This window comes from Mesorhizobium sp. B2-4-6 (genome assembly GCF_006442775.1).
GTDB lineage: Bacteria > Pseudomonadota > Alphaproteobacteria > Rhizobiales > Rhizobiaceae > Mesorhizobium.
Genome location: NZ_VFVI01000006.1, coordinates 246,421 through 261,572 on the forward strand (window position 1 = coordinate 246,421; position 15,152 = coordinate 261,572).

Consider the following 15,152-nt stretch of genomic DNA (forward strand, 5'->3'; position numbering starts at 1 on the left):
TTTCCATGAGCAACCACGACCCGCATCTTCGCACGCCATCGGGCAAGCCGCGCCTGCGCTCCTTCAGTATCGCGCTCGACGGCACGCCCGGCCGTTTCAACGCCATCACCGACGTACCGGGGGTGTCGGTGGGCTACACGACGCTGATTTCAGGCGACGGTCCGCTGCAGGTCGGCATCGGCCCGGTGCGCACCGGCGTCACCGCGATCCTGCCACGGCCGGTCGCCGATCTCGCGACGCCGGTCTTCGCCGGCGTGTTCAGCCAGAACGGCAATGGCGAGCTGACCGGGACGCATATCATCGAGGAAACCGGCGCCTTCAATTTCCCGGTCACCATCACCAACACGCATTCCTGCGGCGTCACCCGCGACGCCACCTTGCGCTGGATGCACAAGGTGCTGCCAGCCGCGCTCGATACAGGCTGGGGCCTGCCGGTGGCGGCAGAGACCTATGACGGCTTCCTCAACGACATCAACGGCCATCACGTCGGCTTCGAGCATGTCGCCGCCGCGCTCGACGGCGCTAGCGGCGGGGCCATCGAGGAAGGCAGCGTCGGCGGCGGCACCGGTATGATCACCTTCGGCTTCAAGGCCGGATCCGGCACCGCTTCGCGCGTCGTCGAATGGCAGGACAGGCGCTATACGCTGGGTGTCTTCGTGCAGTCGAATTTCGGCCAACGGCGCAATTTCACCATTCGTGGCCGGCGCATCGGGCCGGAGCTTGTCGACCCGGCGGTCCGCGAGGCGACGGCGCGCGCCGAAAAGGGTTCGATCATCGCTGTCGTCGCCACCGACGCGCCGTTCCTGCCGCATCAGATGAAGCGGCTCGCCCGACGGGTGCCGCTGGGCATCGCCATGACCGGCGGCTATGGCTACCACAGTTCGGGCGATATTTTTCTCGCCTTCTCGACCGCCAATCCGGAGGCCGCCCAGGCGGCTTCCGGCCGCATCGCCCGCGCTGAGTTCGTCCCGGACGTCGACATCGACCCGTTCTTCGACGCGGTCGTGCAAGGTGTCGAGGAAGCGATCCTCAACGCATTGGTGGCGAACGAGGATATGACGGGGCGCGACGGCAATTTCGTGCCGGCGCTGCCTAAGGCATGGCTGAAGGAAAAATTCGGATAGAGCGTTTCACGGGAACGCTCTATCTTTTTGTTTTTACACAATTCCGGACGGAAAACCGTTACACACTTTTCCTGGAATTGCTCTAAGCCGGCCTGTGGCAGGCGGCTGTTTATTCCGCCGGCTTGTCGGGCTTCGCTTCGCTGGTGCCCTCTTCGGCGGCCTCCTCAAGGCGCGACGCGATCAGTTCCTGGATGTCGCCGACCTCTTCCTGGATGTCCTCCAGGAGAATGCCCGCCTCGGCAGCCTTGGCGCAGCACTCCTTGGCAAGGGTCTCGGCCTGCTCGATCTTGATCGGCGAATGCTGGCATTGGACTTTCTCGCCAATCCATCCGCGCAAGAACTCGATCGCATGTTCACTCATACTGCTTCTTCCCTAGCGGCTAAGCCGGTTGGTAGCCATGAACGTCCGCCCCCTCCATTCGAGCCGAGTCGGCCTCCAACGGCAAGACATCTTGCCCGTGGTTCGCGAAACGGAAGGAATGGAAGGGTTGAAGGTGCACGTTCAGATCGTTGAGAATGATGGGATTGCTGGCCGGGACCGACAGAAGGCCGCCGTTGTTGTTTTTGCTGTCTTTTTCTATGTTCGACAGCGCATTTGTATCACGATGGGTAGCACAGGCAGTGTCACAGCTTTCCGGTCAACGTTGCCCCGTCTTTAGCCGGAGCAGGCGCTATATAGTGGCATCCTCATGCGATGTCGACTCGGGGCCCTTCATCGGGGCGGCTACCTCCCCAGAAGATTGCGCTCGACGGTCCTCAGATGCGTCAGCATCGCGTTGCTGGCGCCTTCGGAGTCGCGCGCCAGCAAGGCATCCAGGACGAGCTGGTGCTCGCTGCAATAGGTGGCGCGGCGTTCCTCCGAGAAGGAACGCTTCTTCATCTCGAACCACGGCCGCTGATTGCGCAGGACGCGCATGAGATTGTGGATCTCCTTGAGGAAGTCGTTGCGCGAGCATGCAAATATACGGTGATGAAATTCCGCGTCCCAGTGCTCGAACGTCGGCATGTCCTGAGATGCGCAGGCGATCTTGTGCGCCTCGCGCACGGCGTTCAATTCGCCCGCGCTTGCATTGGTCGCGGCGAAGGATGCCGCCGCCGGCTCCAGCAACTGCCTGATCTCCATCATGTCGGCCGGGCTGGTCCCTTCCATCCGCGCGACGGTCGCGGCCATGGAATCGGGATTGGCTGCCGTCAAAAAAGTTCCGCGACCCACATGCCGTACGACCGTGCCGTCATCCTCGAGCAGGCCGACGGCGCGGCGTACCGTGTTGCGCGCCACACCGAACTCGCTCGCCAGGTCACGCTCGGGCGGCATACGGCCGTTTTCCATCCATTCGCCCAGCGAAATCCGTTTCTTCAAGGCGATGGCGATGTCGTTGGCAACCAGCTTCGGCATGTTTGGCAGCGTTTATCTGATCCAATAATGTACCATTCATTAGCAGCTTTTCGCGCGGCCGTCCATCATGCAGGCCTGCAAACAGGCCCGCATTTGCACGGCCGCGAGCATTGGAATTATTTCACGCAGCCAAACCGAATCCGGCTTGCGGCCTAAGCCAGCTGGCGCTAGCGTGTTTCAAAAGAGCGGAAAATTGGCTCAAAATTGGTTCACGGGAGGAACTTCATGCGGGTCGCGACATTCTCGCTCGCCGGCGAAAGGCGGGTCGGCCTGGTCGATCTTGCCGCCCAGACCGTCGCCCCCTTCGATTTCCCCGTCGAGCGCGCCGAGACCGGATTGCTGGCGCTGATCGAACGCAACGGAGCCGGTCTGCCGCGCACCCTCTCGCCGGTCCCGCTGGCGGGCGTAGAGATCGAGGCTCCGATTCCACAACCGCGCCGCAACATCTTCTGCGTCGGCAAGAACTATCACGAGCATGCGCACGAATTCGCCCGCTCAGGCTTCGATTCCAGCGCCGGCGCCGGCGCGGTGCCGAAACACCCGATCATCTTCTCCAAAGTGCCGGAATCGGTCGTCCCCAACCACGCCAGCGTGTTGATCGACTCCTCCGTGTCGACGGCGATCGACTATGAGGCGGAGCTCGCCGTCATCATCGGCAAGGGCGGGCGCGGCATCTCGAAAGAGGAAGCCCTCGACCACGTCTGGGGCTATACGATCGTCAACGACGTCACGGCGCGCGACCTGCAAGGCAAATACAGCCAGTGGCTGATCGGCAAATCGCAGGACACGTTCTGTCCGATGGGTCCATGGGCCGTCACCAGGGACGAATTCGATCTCGCCAGCGCCGGCATCCGCTGTTTCGTCAACGAGGACCTGCGCCAGGACTCCAGGATATCGCTGCTCATCTTCGATATCCCGACCATCATCGCCACGCTGTCGCAAGGTATCACGCTCAAGCCCGGCGACATCATCGCCACCGGTACACCCGTCGGCGTCGGCATCGGCTTCGATCCGCCCAGATATCTCAAGCCCGGCGATGTCGTGCGCATCGAGATCGACGGCATCGGCACGCTGGAGAACCGCTTCGTGGAGAGGCCGCAATGACGACCGTGACTGTCGGCCAGGTCGTCGGGGAAGTTATAGGCGAAGGCGCGGCCGTGGTGATGATCCACGGCCTCGGCGGCACCTCGAACATGTTCCAGCCGCAGATGGGGGCGCTGTCGGGCTACCGCGTCCTCCGGCTCGACCTGCCGGGCTCGGGCCGTTCGCCTCGCCCGATCGAACCGCTTACCACCGAAGGGATGAGCGAAGCCGTGATCCGCGCCATGGCCGGCATGGGCGTTACCTCGGCGCACTTCGTCGGCCATTCGATGGGCACCATCATCTGCCAGCAGATCGCGGCGACACAGCCCTCCTTGGTAGCTTCGCTCGCGCTGTTCGGCGCCTTGGCTGAACCGGCCGAAGCGACACGGCAAGGCTTGGCCAACCGAGCCCGTCTGGCGCGCTCGGGCGGCATCGCCGACATCGCCGATCAGATCGTCGCCAACGCGATCTCGGCGCACACCAGGGAGACATCGCCCGCGGCAGCGGCCTTCGTGCGGGAATCGATCACCCGCCAGGACCCCGAATCCTATGCCCGCACCTGTGAGGCCCTGGCCAAAGCGACAGCTGTCGATGCGCGCCGGATCTCGGCGCCGACCCTGCTCGTCACCGGCGATGCCGACACGGTCAATCCGCCAGGCGTCGCCCAGGCGCTTGCCGACAAGATCAAGGGAGCCGTATTCTCGTCGCTCGATCGGTGCGGACACTGGGCCACGGTGGAAAGTCCGCGCGAGAGCAGCTCGAAGCTCGCCGATTTTTTGAGACGGGTTGATAGGTGAGGATTTCGGATCGGGCGTAGACTTACGCGCTCGGCAAGTTGGGAGGCTTGTTATGGCAGACGAAAGCTGGGCCGGAAACGGGTCGGGAAGCACGCTCTTCACCAATGTGCGCGTGCTCGACGCATCAGGTGAATATCCCTACACCGGCGAGGTGCTGGTGCAGGGCGACCGCATCAAGCAGATCACCAAGGGCTCGTCCCGCTTCGGCTCCTCCGCGTCGTCTTCCTATTATGGCGGCGCGCCAGGGGGCGTCACTGTGATCGACGGCATGGGCGCGACGCTGATGCCCGGCATGATCGACGCGCATCTGCATCTGTCCTGGAACAACGCGCCCGGCATCGATCCCATCCAGATGATGGAGATCGAGGAGCACATGCTGGTCACCATGGAGATGGCCAAGCTGGTGCTCGATGCCGGCTTCACCGCCGGCCGGGGCGCGGCCGCTGCCAAGCCCCGGCTCGACGTCGTCGCCAAGAAGTTCATCAACCAGGGCCGCTTCCCCGGACCGCGTTACCTCGCGGCGGGACCGGAGATCACAACGGTCGGCGGCCTCGGCGATTCCGCGCCCTCGCATATTCCGCACGAGGGCCTCAATCTCGGCATAGTCGTCTCCGGTCCGGAGGAAATCCGCCGCACGGTGCGCCAGCTGATCAAATACGGCGTCGATTCAATCAAGCTCAACCTATCCGGCGAGAGCATCACCGGCATGGGCGCCGAGGAGACGCCGATGTCCGAGGAAGAGGTCGCCATGGCCGCCTCCGAGGCGCGCTGCCGCAACAAGGTCCTGTCGGCGCACGCACGCTCTTCCGGCTCGGTCAAGCAGTGCGTGCGCCACGGCATCCAGAACATCTACCACGCCTCCTTCGCCGACGAGGAAGCGCTCGACATGCTCGAGGCGGTCAAGGACAAGCATTTCGTCGCACCGGGCATCGCATGGCTGATCAACACCGCGCGGTACGCCGAGCAATGGGGCATCAAGCCCGGCTCGCCGCTGTCGCTCGAATATGAGCGCGAGCTTGAAATGTGCATCGACACGATGAAGAAGATGCACCGGCGCGGCATTCGCGTGTGCATCGGCGGCGACTACGGCTTTGCCTGGACGCCGCAAGGCACCAACGCCAAGGACATCCAGACCTTCGTCGAGATGCTCGGCTTCTCGCCGATGGAGGCGATCCAGGCCGGCACCAAATATGGCGGCCAGATCATGGGCATGGGCGACGAGCTCGGCCTGATCAAGGAAGGCTATCTCGCCGACATCCTTTTGATCGACGGCGACCCGATCTCGGACGTGCGCATCCTGCAGGACAAGAACCGCATCCTCGCCATCATGAAGGACGGCAAGTTCCACAAGGCGCCGCGCATGAACGAGCAGCGCCGGCGGCTGACCGCATGAGCATACTCGACCAGCCATCGTCCTCGCCGCTGTCGGGCGGCGGCATGACACGCAACCAGGCCTGGGGCCTGGTCGGCCTGCTGGCTGCGGCGATCGTCGCCTGGCTGGTCTTCGCCGTCTGGCCCGCCTGGTTGAATGCGATCCTAATTTCCAAGAAGGCCTTCGTCAGCGCCATCCTCAATGGCCTGACGCTCGCCGGCCTCTATTTCCTGGTCGCCAGCGGGTTCACCCTGATCTTCGGCCTGATGCGCAACATCAACCTGGCGCACGGCTCGCTTTACCTGCTCGGCGCCTATATCGGCTACGAGGTTACCAACCGCACCGGTTACTGGCTGCTCGGCGTCGCCGCCGGCTTTGCAGTGCTGGCCATCATCGGCGTCGTCATGCAGGTTTTCGTCTTCCGCCGCCTGGAGGGCGACGACCTCCGACAGACCCTCGTCACCATCGGCATCTCGATCGTCGCGGCGGACCTGATGCTGGCGGTGTGGGCCGGCGGCACCTACCAGATCGCCACGCCGGAATGGCTCGACGGCGCCTTGACCCTGCCAATCATCACAGCAGTGCGCTCGAACGGCGCCTCGGTCTTCCTCACCTATCCGCTCTACCGCGTGGTTGTGCTGGCGGCGGCGATCGTCATCGGAGTCGGGCTCTGGCTGATGCTCAACAGGACCCGCGTCGGCATGATGATCCGCGCCGGCGTCGACGACCGCGCCATGCTGTCGGCCTCGGGCGTCAACGTGCATGCGGTGTTCGCCATCGTCTTTGCGGTCGGTGCCGGGCTTGCCGGTTTCGCCGGCGTGGTCGGCGGATCGGCCCTCTCGGTCGCACCCGGCGAGGACGTGCGCTATTTGCTTGCCTCGCTGGTCGTGGTGATCGTCGGCGGCATGGGCTCCATCACCGGCGCGGCGATCGGAGCGCTGCTCATCGGGCTGGCCGAGCAGATCGGCCTAGTCTATTTCCCGACCTATGGCGTGGTGCTCACCTTCGTCATCATGGTGGTGACGCTGGCGGTGCGGCCGCAAGGCATCATGGGGAAGGCGAGATGAGTCTGACCACGGCCGCCGACGGCGCGGTGCCGCAACAGAACTGGCTGGACAAGATCGGCGCGGGTCACGTCATCCTTGCCGTCGCGCTCGTTCTCTATCCGCTGGTGGCATCGGATTTCTTCCTGACGCAGATCGCCGGCTACTCGATGATCTTCGGCGTGCTGGCGCTGTCGCTGATGCTGCTGGCCGGCTATGGCGGAATGCTCAGCCTGGCGCAGATCACGGTCGCCGGGATCGCCGCCTACGCCGTCGCCATCCTCGGCAGCAACAATTCCAACGTGCTGGGCTTCGGCTGGCCCTGGTGGATCGTCGTCCCCTTCGCGGTTGCCGCGGCGGCGGTGTCGTCGGCGCTGATCGGCTGGATCTCGGTGCGCACGGAAGGCATCTACACGCTCATGATCACGCTGGCGATCGCGACAGCGACCTTCTATTTCGCCCAGCAGAACTACGCGATCTTCAATGGCCATTCCGGCTACGCCGGCATCCACGCGCCGGTCTTCTGGGGCATCGACTGGCGTGACCCGAAACCCTTCTATTACCTCTGTCTCGGCCTTGCGGCGCTGTCCTACGCGGCGGTGCTCTACGGCTCCCGCTCCACCTTCGGCATGACCCTGCAGGCGATCCGCGACAATCCGCGAAGGATGCGGGCGCTGGGCTATCATGTCACCGCGCACAAGGTCTTCGCCTGGCTCCTGGCAGGCATCCTCGCCGGGCTGGCGGGCGTGCTTCTGGTGTGGTTCAACGGGCGTGTCTCGCCCGGCACTATCGGCGTCGACGTGGCGATCGACATCCTGATCATCGCCGTCATCGGCGGCCTGCGCCACCCGATCGGGCCGTTCGTCGGCGCGATCGTCGTCATACTGATGCAGACCTTCGCCATCGACATCGTCGGTGCCGAGCGTTTCAACACGCTGATCGGCCTGGTGTTCCTGGCGATCGTCTTCGTCTCGCCGGATGGAATTCTTGGGTTGTGGGGGAGGATCAAGCCACATCTTGCCCAAGGATCCTTGCGCGCCAGCCCCTAGCGGCCGGCGCGGATGAAGCACTGCTGACCAATCAAACGGGAGGAACCGAAAATGCACAGACGTACACTGCTGGCCCTGGCGCTGTTCACCGGGCTGACCGCGCCTTCGATGGCGCTCGCCGCCGACGACACGATCAAGATCGGCCTGCTCGCCACTTTCGAGGGGCCGTTCACGGTGCTCGGCGAGGACGGCGAACGCGGCGCCATGACGGCGGTCGCCGAGACCAACGGCACCGTCGCCGGCAAGAAGATCGAGATCGTCAAGGGCTCGTCCGACGCCTCGCCCGACAGCGCCGTGCGCGCCGCGCGCAAGCTTGTCGAGCAGGACGGCGTGAAGGTGCTGGTCGGCCCGCTTTCGGGCGATGAAGGCCTCGCCGTCAAGGACTATGCCAAGACCAAGCCGGACGTGACGTTCATCAACGGCACCTCGGCAGCGCAGGACACGACGCTGCGCAATCCGGCCGAGAACTTCTTCCGCTTTTCCACCGACGGGGCGCAGTGGATGGCCGGCCTCGGCACCTATGCCTTCAACGACAAGGGCTACAAGAAGGTCGCCACCGTCGCCGAGGATTACTCCTTCCCCTACACGCAGGTGTTCGGCTTCATGGCCGAGTTCTGCAAGGCCGGCGGGCACGTGCCGTCGAAATCCTGGGTGCCGATCGGCAACAAGGACTTCTCCTCCGTCATCGCGGCGATTCCCGAGGATGTCGACGCCATCTATGTGGCGCTCGGCGGCGCCGACGCCGTCAACTTCCTGACCCAGTACCAGCAGGCCGGCGGCTCGGCTCCGCTCATCGGCGGCTCGATCACCGTCGACCAGACGGTGCTGACCTCGAAGGGCAAGCTGAAGGATGTGCTGAAGGGCACGCCGTCTGCCGGCCCGACCGCCGACACCAATGACGCGCCGGCCTGGAAGGCGTTCGTCGACGCCTACAAGAAGCAGCCGGGCGCCTTCCCCTCGCCCTCGCTCTTCGCCCATGGCTACTATGTGAACATGAAGGCGACGCTGCTGGCGCTGGACCAGGTCGGCGGCGACGTTTCCGATGGAGGCAAGAACTTGCGCGAGGCGTTGTCGAAGCTGTCCTTCGACACGCCGACCGGCAAGGTGTCGCTCGACAAGAACCGCAACGCCATCGCCGACATCTTCCTGACCGAGGTCACCGAAGGTTCGGACGGCAATCTCCTGAACAAGCTGGTCAAGGTCGTGCCGCAGGTCAACCAGACGCTCGGCATTCCTGAGGACGAGTTCATGAAGCTTGGGGCGGTCAACCGCGACAATCCGAGCTGCCCGTAACGGCACGCGCCAAGGGCATCGTCAGTGACTGAAAACCTGGCCGCGAACCGTCTGCAGAGCACCAGTGCCTACGCGCTGGAGCTCGATGGCGTGGCGCGGCATTTCGGAGCGCTGGTGGCGCTCTCGGGCATCGACATGAGGATCGCGGCCGGCGAGCGGCGCGCGGTCCTCGGCTCCAACGGCGCCGGCAAGACCACCCTCTTCAACGCCGTGACCGGCGACTTCCTGCCGACGGCCGGACGCATCCGCTTCTTCGGCGAGGACATCACCGACCTGCCGCCGCACGAGCGCATCCGCCGCGGCCTGCGCCGCACCTATCAGATCTCGCAGCTGTTCAAGGGGCTGTCGGTTCTCGATTCCATCTTTCTCGCCTGCCGAGGCGTCTCGCGCCGGCGGTTTTCGCTGCTGAGGCCCGCCGCCGACGACGTCAACATGGTGCAGGCGCGATCGATCCTCGAGGCGGTTCATCTCGAAGCCCATCGCGGCGCACTGGTGGCCACGCTCAGCCACGGCCAGCAACGCCAGTTGGAAATCGCGCTGGCCCTCGCCGGCGCGCCACGCCTCATCCTGTTCGACGAACCGGCGGCGGGTCTTTCGCCGACCGAGCGGCGCGACCTCGTCGCCATCCTCAACGCGCTGCCCAAGCATATCGGTTTCATCGTCATCGAGCACGATCTCGACGTCGCGCTGCGCGTGGCGGACTATGTGTCGATGATGCACAATGGGCACCTGTTCAAGCAAGGCACGCCGCAGGAAATCGAGGCCGATCCGGAGGTCCAGCAGATCTATCTCGGAGGCAAGCATGGCTGAACGCTCCGCCGGCAAAAGCCCCAGGGCGGTGCTGAAGATAGAAGACCTGCAGGTCTTCTACGGCGAGAGCCATGCCTTGCAGGGGATCTCGTTGACATTGGAGAGCGGCGTGCTTTCCGTCGTCGGCCGCAACGGAATGGGCAAATCGACGCTGTGCAATACCATCGTCGGATTGAAGCGCGCGCGCTCCGGCTCGATCCGCTTCGACGGCCGTGAGATCATCGCGCTCGAACCGCACGAGATCCACCGCCTCGGCGTCGGCTACGTGCCGCAAGGGCGGCGCGTCTGGCCGAGCCTGACGGTCGACGAGCATCTGCGCCTTGCCGGCGGCAATCGGCGCGACGCGAACTGGACGGTCGAGCGCGTCTACCAGACCTTTCCGCGCCTGGCGGAGCGCCTCCACAATGGCGGATCGCAGCTGTCGGGGGGCGAGCAGCAGATGCTCGCCATCTCGCGCGCGCTCCTCGGCGACCCGAAGCTTCTGGTGATGGACGAGCCGACCGAGGGGCTGGCGCCGATCATCGTCGACCAGGTCGAAAAGATGCTGGTCGACCTTGCCGCCGAAGGCGAGATGGCGGTGCTCGTGATCGAGCAGAACATCGGCGTCGCCACCGCCGTCTCCAGTCAGGTCGCGATCATGGTCAATGGCCGGATCAACCGGCTGATGGACGCGGCCGCGCTCGCCGTCGACCGCGACCTGCAGCAGCGGCTGCTCGGCGTCGGACGCCACGCCGAGGAAGCGCCTGTCACGCCGACGGAAGCGGCGCAGGCAAAGGAGCAGCTGGCGGCCGTCTATCGCGTCGACCGCGCGGCCGCTGGATCGGTCGAGCCGGCCGTGGGCGACGGCGTCTATCGGCCCGTCACCCAATTGCCCAACCGCTGGAACGTGCCGGTCGCCGAACTGAGGCAGGCGGCCGTCGACAAGGCGGTGCCGCAGGACGACCCGAGGAAGGTCTTCGCCATCCCTTTTGCCGAGCGCATCGGCAAAACCGTGCTGGTCGTCGGCACCTTCGACACCAAGGGCAAGGAATTGCGCTTCGTCGCCGACCGGTTGAAGTCGCTCGGACTGCCTGTGCGCACCGTCGACCTGTCGACGTCGGGAAAGCCGTCGAGCGCGGACGTGCCCGCCATGCAGGTGGCCGGCATGCACCCGCGCGGATCCTCGACCGTCTTCACCGACGATCGCGGCGGCTCGGTCAGCGCCATGGCGGAGGCTTTCGCGCGCTGGATCGAGCGCGAGCCGCGCATCGGCGGCGTCATCTCGGCGGGCGGCTCCGGCGGCACGACGCTGGCGACGTCGGGCATGCGGGTTCTGCCTGTCGGCATCCCCAAGCTGATGGTCTCGACGGTGGCTGCGGGCGACGTCGCCAAATATGTCGGCGGCGCCGACATCATGATGTTCCATTCGGTCGCCGATGTTCAGGGGTTGAACTCGATCACCGAGCAGGTGCTGTCCAACGCCGCCCACGCCATGGCCGGCATGGTCGCACAACTGCCCAATGCAGAGGCGTGGGACGCCAGGCGCAAGCTGGCGCGTCCTGCCCTCGGCATCACCATGTTCGGCGTCACCACGCCGGCGGTGCAGGCGGTGACGAAACGGCTCGAAGCCGACTATGACTGCCTCGTCTTCCACGCCACCGGCATCGGCGGACGCGCCATGGAGAATCTCGCCGACTCCCGCCTGCTGTCGGCCTTCCTCGATCTCACCACGACCGAAGTGGCCGACATGATCGTCGGCGGCGTCTTCCCGGCGACCGAGGATCGTTTCGGGGCGGCGATCCGCACAAGGCTGCCCTATGTCGGCTCGGCCGGCGCGCTCGACATGGTCAATTTCGGGCCGCGCGAGACCGTGCCGGAAAAGTTCCGCGGCCGCAAATTCGTCATTCACAATCCAAATGTCACGCTGATGCGCACAACCCGCGACGAGAACCGGGCCTTCGGCGAATGGATCGGCGGGCGGCTCAACGCCATGGACGGACCGGTGCGCTTCCTGCTGCCCGAGGGCGGAGTGTCGCTGCTCGATGCGCCCGGCCAGCCCTTTCACGATCCGGAAGCCGACAACGCTCTGTTCGAAGCGATCGAAAAGACCGTTCGCCGGACGCCGCAACGCCATGTCGAGCGCGTGCGCGCGAACATCAACGACGCCCCCTTTGTCGATGCGGTGATCAACGCGTTCCACGCGATCACCCCGAAGCTGCAGAGGCGGGCATGAAGCAATGGACTTCGGGCCACCGCAGGTGGATGTTTGAAATTGGTGCCGGTCGCCTCGCGCCGACCGGATCGTGCTGGGAGGATAGGTGATGGACGCGCAGAGCTTTGGCGCTTTCCTGTTGTGGCTGATCGTTGCCGCGGTCGTCGTGGTGATCGCCGTCTACATCCTGCGATGGCTCTATCGCCGCTCGACCAAGGAGACGGCGTTCGTGCGGACCGGCTTCCTGGGCGAGAAGGTGGTGGTCAATGGCGGCGCCTTCGTTATTCCGGTGCTGCACGAGATCACCCCGGTCAACATGGGGGTGCTGCGCATCGAGGTTCGCCGCGAGGACGCGCTGGCGCTGATCACCAGGAACCGCATGCGCGTTGACCTGATCGCGGAGTTCTTCGTTCGCGTCGGTGCGAGCCGCGAATTCGTGACCGCCGCGGCGCAGACGCTCGGCCGCCGCACGCTGCAGCCCGAGAGCCTGCGCGAATTGCTGGAGGGCAAGTTCGCCGGCGCCATGCGCACCGTCGCCGCCCAGATGACGCTGGAGGAGATGCACGAACTGCGCGGCGACTATGCCGCCAAGGTGCGCAGGCTGGCCGAGGAGTCGCTGGCCGCCAACGGACTCGAGCTGGAGAGCGTCGCCATCGTCGATCTCGACCAGACCAGCCTCGAATATTTCGACCCGTCCAACGCCTTCGATGCCGAAGGCCTGACGCAGTTGACGGAGTCCATCGAGACCAGGCGCCGCATGCGCAACGAGATCGAACAGCGCACCTTGGTCGACATCCGCAACCAGAATCTCGACACGCAGCGCAAGGTGCTGGAGATCGAGCGCGACACCGAATATGCCCGCCTCGAACAGGAGCGCGAAGTGGAGATAAGGCGCGCGGCGCAGCGCTCCGAGCTCGCCAGGGAACGGGCCGTGCGCGACCAGGAAGCCGAACAGGCGCAGCTTTTCGCGCGCGAGGCGGTGGAGAAATCGCGCCTCGCCCAGGAGCGGAGCATCACCGAGGAACGCATCCGCAGCGAGGAGGACACGCAGCGCCGCGAGATCGCGCGCCGCCGCGCGCTCGACGAGGCCGAGATGAAGATGCGCGAATTGACCGAGCGCGAGCAGATCGCTCTCGGCCTGGCGTTGGAGAAGGCTCGCATCGAGCGCGAAGGCGCGCAGAGCGGGCTCGAGATCGAACGCAAGAAGGCGCTCGAAATAGCCGAGCTCGAACGCCAGATCGCGCTGGCGGAAAAGGCGCTCGAAGTGACCAGGGCGGAGGCGGAGAAGCGCCGCGCGGAGATCGTCGAGAGCCAGGCGACCGAGACTGCGCGCATCGTGCAGGAGCGTGCCGTCGACGAGGTGCGGATCGCCAGGGAGCGCCATCTCGAAGCCCTGCAGATCGCCAAGCGCCAGGCCTTCGAGGAAGCCGAGATCTCGGCTGGAGAAGAGGTCGAGCGAGCCCGCATCACCACCGAGCGCGGCATCGAGGAGGCTCGCCTTATCAAGGAGCGCGATCTTCGTCAGCTCAGCGTCGACCGCGACCAGAAGATCGAGATCGCCGAGATCCAGAAGGCTATCGACATCGCCAAGAAGACGCAGGAACGTTCCTCGGCGATCGCCGCGTCGGAAGCCGTTCGCGCCAAAGCCATCCAGGCCGAGGAACAGGCCCTGACCGCCCGCGAGCGCGAGATCGCCGAGCGCCGCAAGCTGACCGACCTGATCGCCGCCCAACGCGAGGCCGAGCGCGAGGCCCTTCGCGTCACCGCCGCCGCCGACGCCGAGATGAAGGCCGCGAAGAGCCTGGCGGAGGCACAGAAGATCGCGGCCGTCGCCGCCGCGGAATCGGAAAAGATCCACGCCCTTGCCGCCGCCCAGCGCTACGAGGTCGACGCGACCGGCCATCGGCAGATCAACGAAGCGGAAAACCTTCTCTCCAGCGAGGCGCGCGCCGGGCGCCTGCGCGGCAAATTGCTGGATCACATGGAAGGCATCATCCGCGAGAGCGTCAAGCCGATGGAGAAGATCGACGGCATCAAGATCCTGCATGTCGACGGCATCAACGGCGGGTCGGGCGGCAACCGCAACGTCACCGACGAGGTGATCGATTCGGCGCTGCGTTATCGGGTGCAGGCGCCGATGATCGACAATCTGATGAAGGAGATCGGCATCGAAGGCGGCTCGCTCGGACGGATGACCGACGTGCTGCGCGATGCCAAGGACATTTCGAACCTCGCCCGCGACAAGCGACAAGAAGGGCAAGGCAAGGGCAAGGGCAAGACCGTCAAGGACGATGATGACGACCGCGACCATTGAGGTGAGGGCGGTGTTTCCTTGCCAAGTGGTTCCCCCACTCCGTCGCTGCTTCGCAGCGCCACCTCTCCCCCCTCCGGAGAGAGAGGAAAGGAGCCAGTTGGAATCGCCTCGCGCCTTTCCTCTCCCCCGTCGATCGGGGGAGAGGTGTCGAGCGAAGCTCGACGGAGTGGAGGTCGACCCGGCGCGGCGCGAGACAATAAATGCTCGGACCGCCATGCCCACAGCCGGCTCTCAAGCATGACCAAGGTCTATGTCTCCTCGGTCATCCCGGCCCCGGCCGCGGACGTCTGGAAGGTCGTGCGCGACTTCAACGGCTTGCCGGACTGGGCGCCTTTCGTGGCCGAGAGCCGCATCGAGCAGAACGCGCATGCCGACCGGATCGGCTGCATCCGCAGTTTCACGCTCAAGGACGGCGGACGGATCCGCGAGCGACTGCTGGCGCTGTCGGACTACGACCTCTCCTGCAGTTACGCGATCCTGGAGAGCCCGATGCAGGTGGAGAACTATGTCGCCACCTTGTCGCTGACGCCGATAACCGACGGCAATTTGACGTTGGCCGAATGGCAGGCCGAGTTCGATTGCGCCCCCGGGCGCGAGGCGGCGCTGACGCAGCAGATAGGCAGCGGCGTGTTCCAGGCCGCGCTCACCGCGCTGAAGCAGCGCTTCGGACGCTGACCCGC

At 65.2% G+C, this 15,152-nt stretch carries 13 protein-coding genes; 11 read left to right on the plus strand and 2 right to left on the minus strand.

Annotation, left to right across the window (positions count from 1 at the left end; all coding sequences use genetic code 11):
• Positions 1–5: 5 nt before the first annotated feature.
• Positions 6–1,124: a P1 family peptidase gene (locus FJ957_RS17890; protein ID WP_140833544.1), complete on the plus strand. Its 1,119-nt coding sequence runs from the start codon at positions 6–8 to the stop codon at positions 1,122–1,124.
• A 109-nt stretch (positions 1,125–1,233) separates the two neighbouring features.
• Here the strand turns inward: FJ957_RS17890 and FJ957_RS17895 are convergent, their stop codons facing one another.
• Together FJ957_RS17895 and FJ957_RS17900 are read right to left on the minus strand one after the other, a co-directional pair.
• On the minus strand, positions 1,234–1,485 hold the full coding sequence (locus FJ957_RS17895) for a DUF768 domain-containing protein (RefSeq protein WP_140643874.1): 252 nt from the start codon (positions 1,483–1,485) through the stop codon (positions 1,234–1,236).
• A gap of 363 nt (positions 1,486–1,848) precedes the next feature.
• Positions 1,849–2,520 carry an FCD domain-containing protein gene (locus FJ957_RS17900; RefSeq protein WP_140709083.1) on the minus strand — a complete coding sequence of 224 codons (672 nt, stop codon included), beginning with the start codon at positions 2,518–2,520 and terminating at the stop codon, positions 1,849–1,851.
• Between the two features lie 225 nt (positions 2,521–2,745).
• Between FJ957_RS17900 and FJ957_RS17905 the strand changes: the two genes are divergently transcribed.
• The 10 genes from FJ957_RS17905 (at position 2,746) to FJ957_RS17950 (ending at position 15,147) form a co-directional block, all read left to right on the plus strand.
• Entirely contained in the window at positions 2,746–3,624 is an 879-nt protein-coding gene (locus FJ957_RS17905) for a fumarylacetoacetate hydrolase family protein (protein WP_140833546.1), read from the plus strand.
• Positions 3,621–4,400, plus strand: a complete 780-nt coding sequence (locus tag FJ957_RS17910; protein ID WP_140833549.1) for an alpha/beta fold hydrolase — start codon at positions 3,621–3,623, stop codon at positions 4,398–4,400. Before FJ957_RS17905 ends, FJ957_RS17910 begins: the two co-directional genes overlap by 4 nt.
• A gap of 52 nt (positions 4,401–4,452) precedes the next feature.
• Positions 4,453–5,793, plus strand: coding sequence for an amidohydrolase family protein (locus FJ957_RS17915; RefSeq protein ID WP_140833553.1), 1,341 nt, complete (start codon positions 4,453–4,455; stop codon positions 5,791–5,793).
• A 44-nt stretch (positions 5,794–5,837) separates the two neighbouring features.
• Positions 5,838–6,839: a branched-chain amino acid ABC transporter permease gene (locus tag FJ957_RS17920; RefSeq protein ID WP_181180612.1), complete on the plus strand. Its 1,002-nt coding sequence runs from the start codon at positions 5,838–5,840 to the stop codon at positions 6,837–6,839.
• Complete coding sequence (locus FJ957_RS17925) at positions 6,836–7,864, plus strand: branched-chain amino acid ABC transporter permease (RefSeq protein ID WP_140833558.1); 1,029 nt, start codon at positions 6,836–6,838, stop codon at positions 7,862–7,864. The genes FJ957_RS17920 and FJ957_RS17925 overlap by 4 nt, the downstream gene beginning before the upstream one ends.
• A gap of 51 nt (positions 7,865–7,915) precedes the next feature.
• Positions 7,916–9,157, plus strand: coding sequence for an ABC transporter substrate-binding protein (locus FJ957_RS17930; RefSeq protein ID WP_140833560.1), 1,242 nt, complete (start codon positions 7,916–7,918; stop codon positions 9,155–9,157).
• 24 nt (positions 9,158–9,181) lie between these two features.
• Positions 9,182–9,967: an ABC transporter ATP-binding protein gene (locus FJ957_RS17935; protein ID WP_140833562.1), complete on the plus strand. Its 786-nt coding sequence runs from the start codon at positions 9,182–9,184 to the stop codon at positions 9,965–9,967.
• The gene (locus FJ957_RS17940; protein ID WP_140833565.1) at positions 9,960–12,179 is read left to right on the plus strand and encodes an ABC transporter permease; all 2,220 of its coding nucleotides are present in this window, start codon (positions 9,960–9,962) and stop codon (positions 12,177–12,179) included. Before FJ957_RS17935 ends, FJ957_RS17940 begins: the two co-directional genes overlap by 8 nt.
• 88 nt (positions 12,180–12,267) lie before the next feature.
• The gene (locus tag FJ957_RS17945; protein ID WP_140833567.1) at positions 12,268–14,472 is read left to right on the plus strand and encodes a flotillin family protein; all 2,205 of its coding nucleotides are present in this window, start codon (positions 12,268–12,270) and stop codon (positions 14,470–14,472) included.
• A 237-nt stretch (positions 14,473–14,709) separates the two neighbouring features.
• Positions 14,710–15,147 carry an SRPBCC family protein gene (locus FJ957_RS17950; RefSeq protein ID WP_140833569.1) on the plus strand — a complete coding sequence of 146 codons (438 nt, stop codon included), beginning with the start codon at positions 14,710–14,712 and terminating at the stop codon, positions 15,145–15,147.
• Positions 15,148–15,152 lie beyond the last annotated feature (5 nt).

Coding starts and splice junctions, on each gene's coding strand:
- FJ957_RS17895 (WP_140643874.1), bottom strand. CDS start 1,485: ATGAGTGAACATGCGATCGAGTTCTTGCGCGGATGGATTGGCGAGAAA.
- FJ957_RS17940 (WP_140833565.1), top strand. CDS start 9,960: ATGGCTGAACGCTCCGCCGGCAAAAGCCCCAGGGCGGTGCTGAAGATA.
- FJ957_RS17920 (WP_181180612.1), top strand. CDS start 5,838: ATGACACGCAACCAGGCCTGGGGCCTGGTCGGCCTGCTGGCTGCGGCG.
- FJ957_RS17930 (WP_140833560.1), top strand. CDS start 7,916: ATGCACAGACGTACACTGCTGGCCCTGGCGCTGTTCACCGGGCTGACC.
- FJ957_RS17915 (WP_140833553.1), top strand. CDS start 4,453: ATGGCAGACGAAAGCTGGGCCGGAAACGGGTCGGGAAGCACGCTCTTC.
- FJ957_RS17890 (WP_140833544.1), top strand. CDS start 6: ATGAGCAACCACGACCCGCATCTTCGCACGCCATCGGGCAAGCCGCGC.
- FJ957_RS17910 (WP_140833549.1), top strand. CDS start 3,621: ATGACGACCGTGACTGTCGGCCAGGTCGTCGGGGAAGTTATAGGCGAA.
- FJ957_RS17950 (WP_140833569.1), top strand. CDS start 14,710: ATGACCAAGGTCTATGTCTCCTCGGTCATCCCGGCCCCGGCCGCGGAC.
- FJ957_RS17905 (WP_140833546.1), top strand. CDS start 2,746: ATGCGGGTCGCGACATTCTCGCTCGCCGGCGAAAGGCGGGTCGGCCTG.
- FJ957_RS17900 (WP_140709083.1), bottom strand. CDS start 2,520: ATGCCGAAGCTGGTTGCCAACGACATCGCCATCGCCTTGAAGAAACGG.
- FJ957_RS17925 (WP_140833558.1), top strand. CDS start 6,836: ATGAGTCTGACCACGGCCGCCGACGGCGCGGTGCCGCAACAGAACTGG.
- FJ957_RS17945 (WP_140833567.1), top strand. CDS start 12,268: ATGGACGCGCAGAGCTTTGGCGCTTTCCTGTTGTGGCTGATCGTTGCC.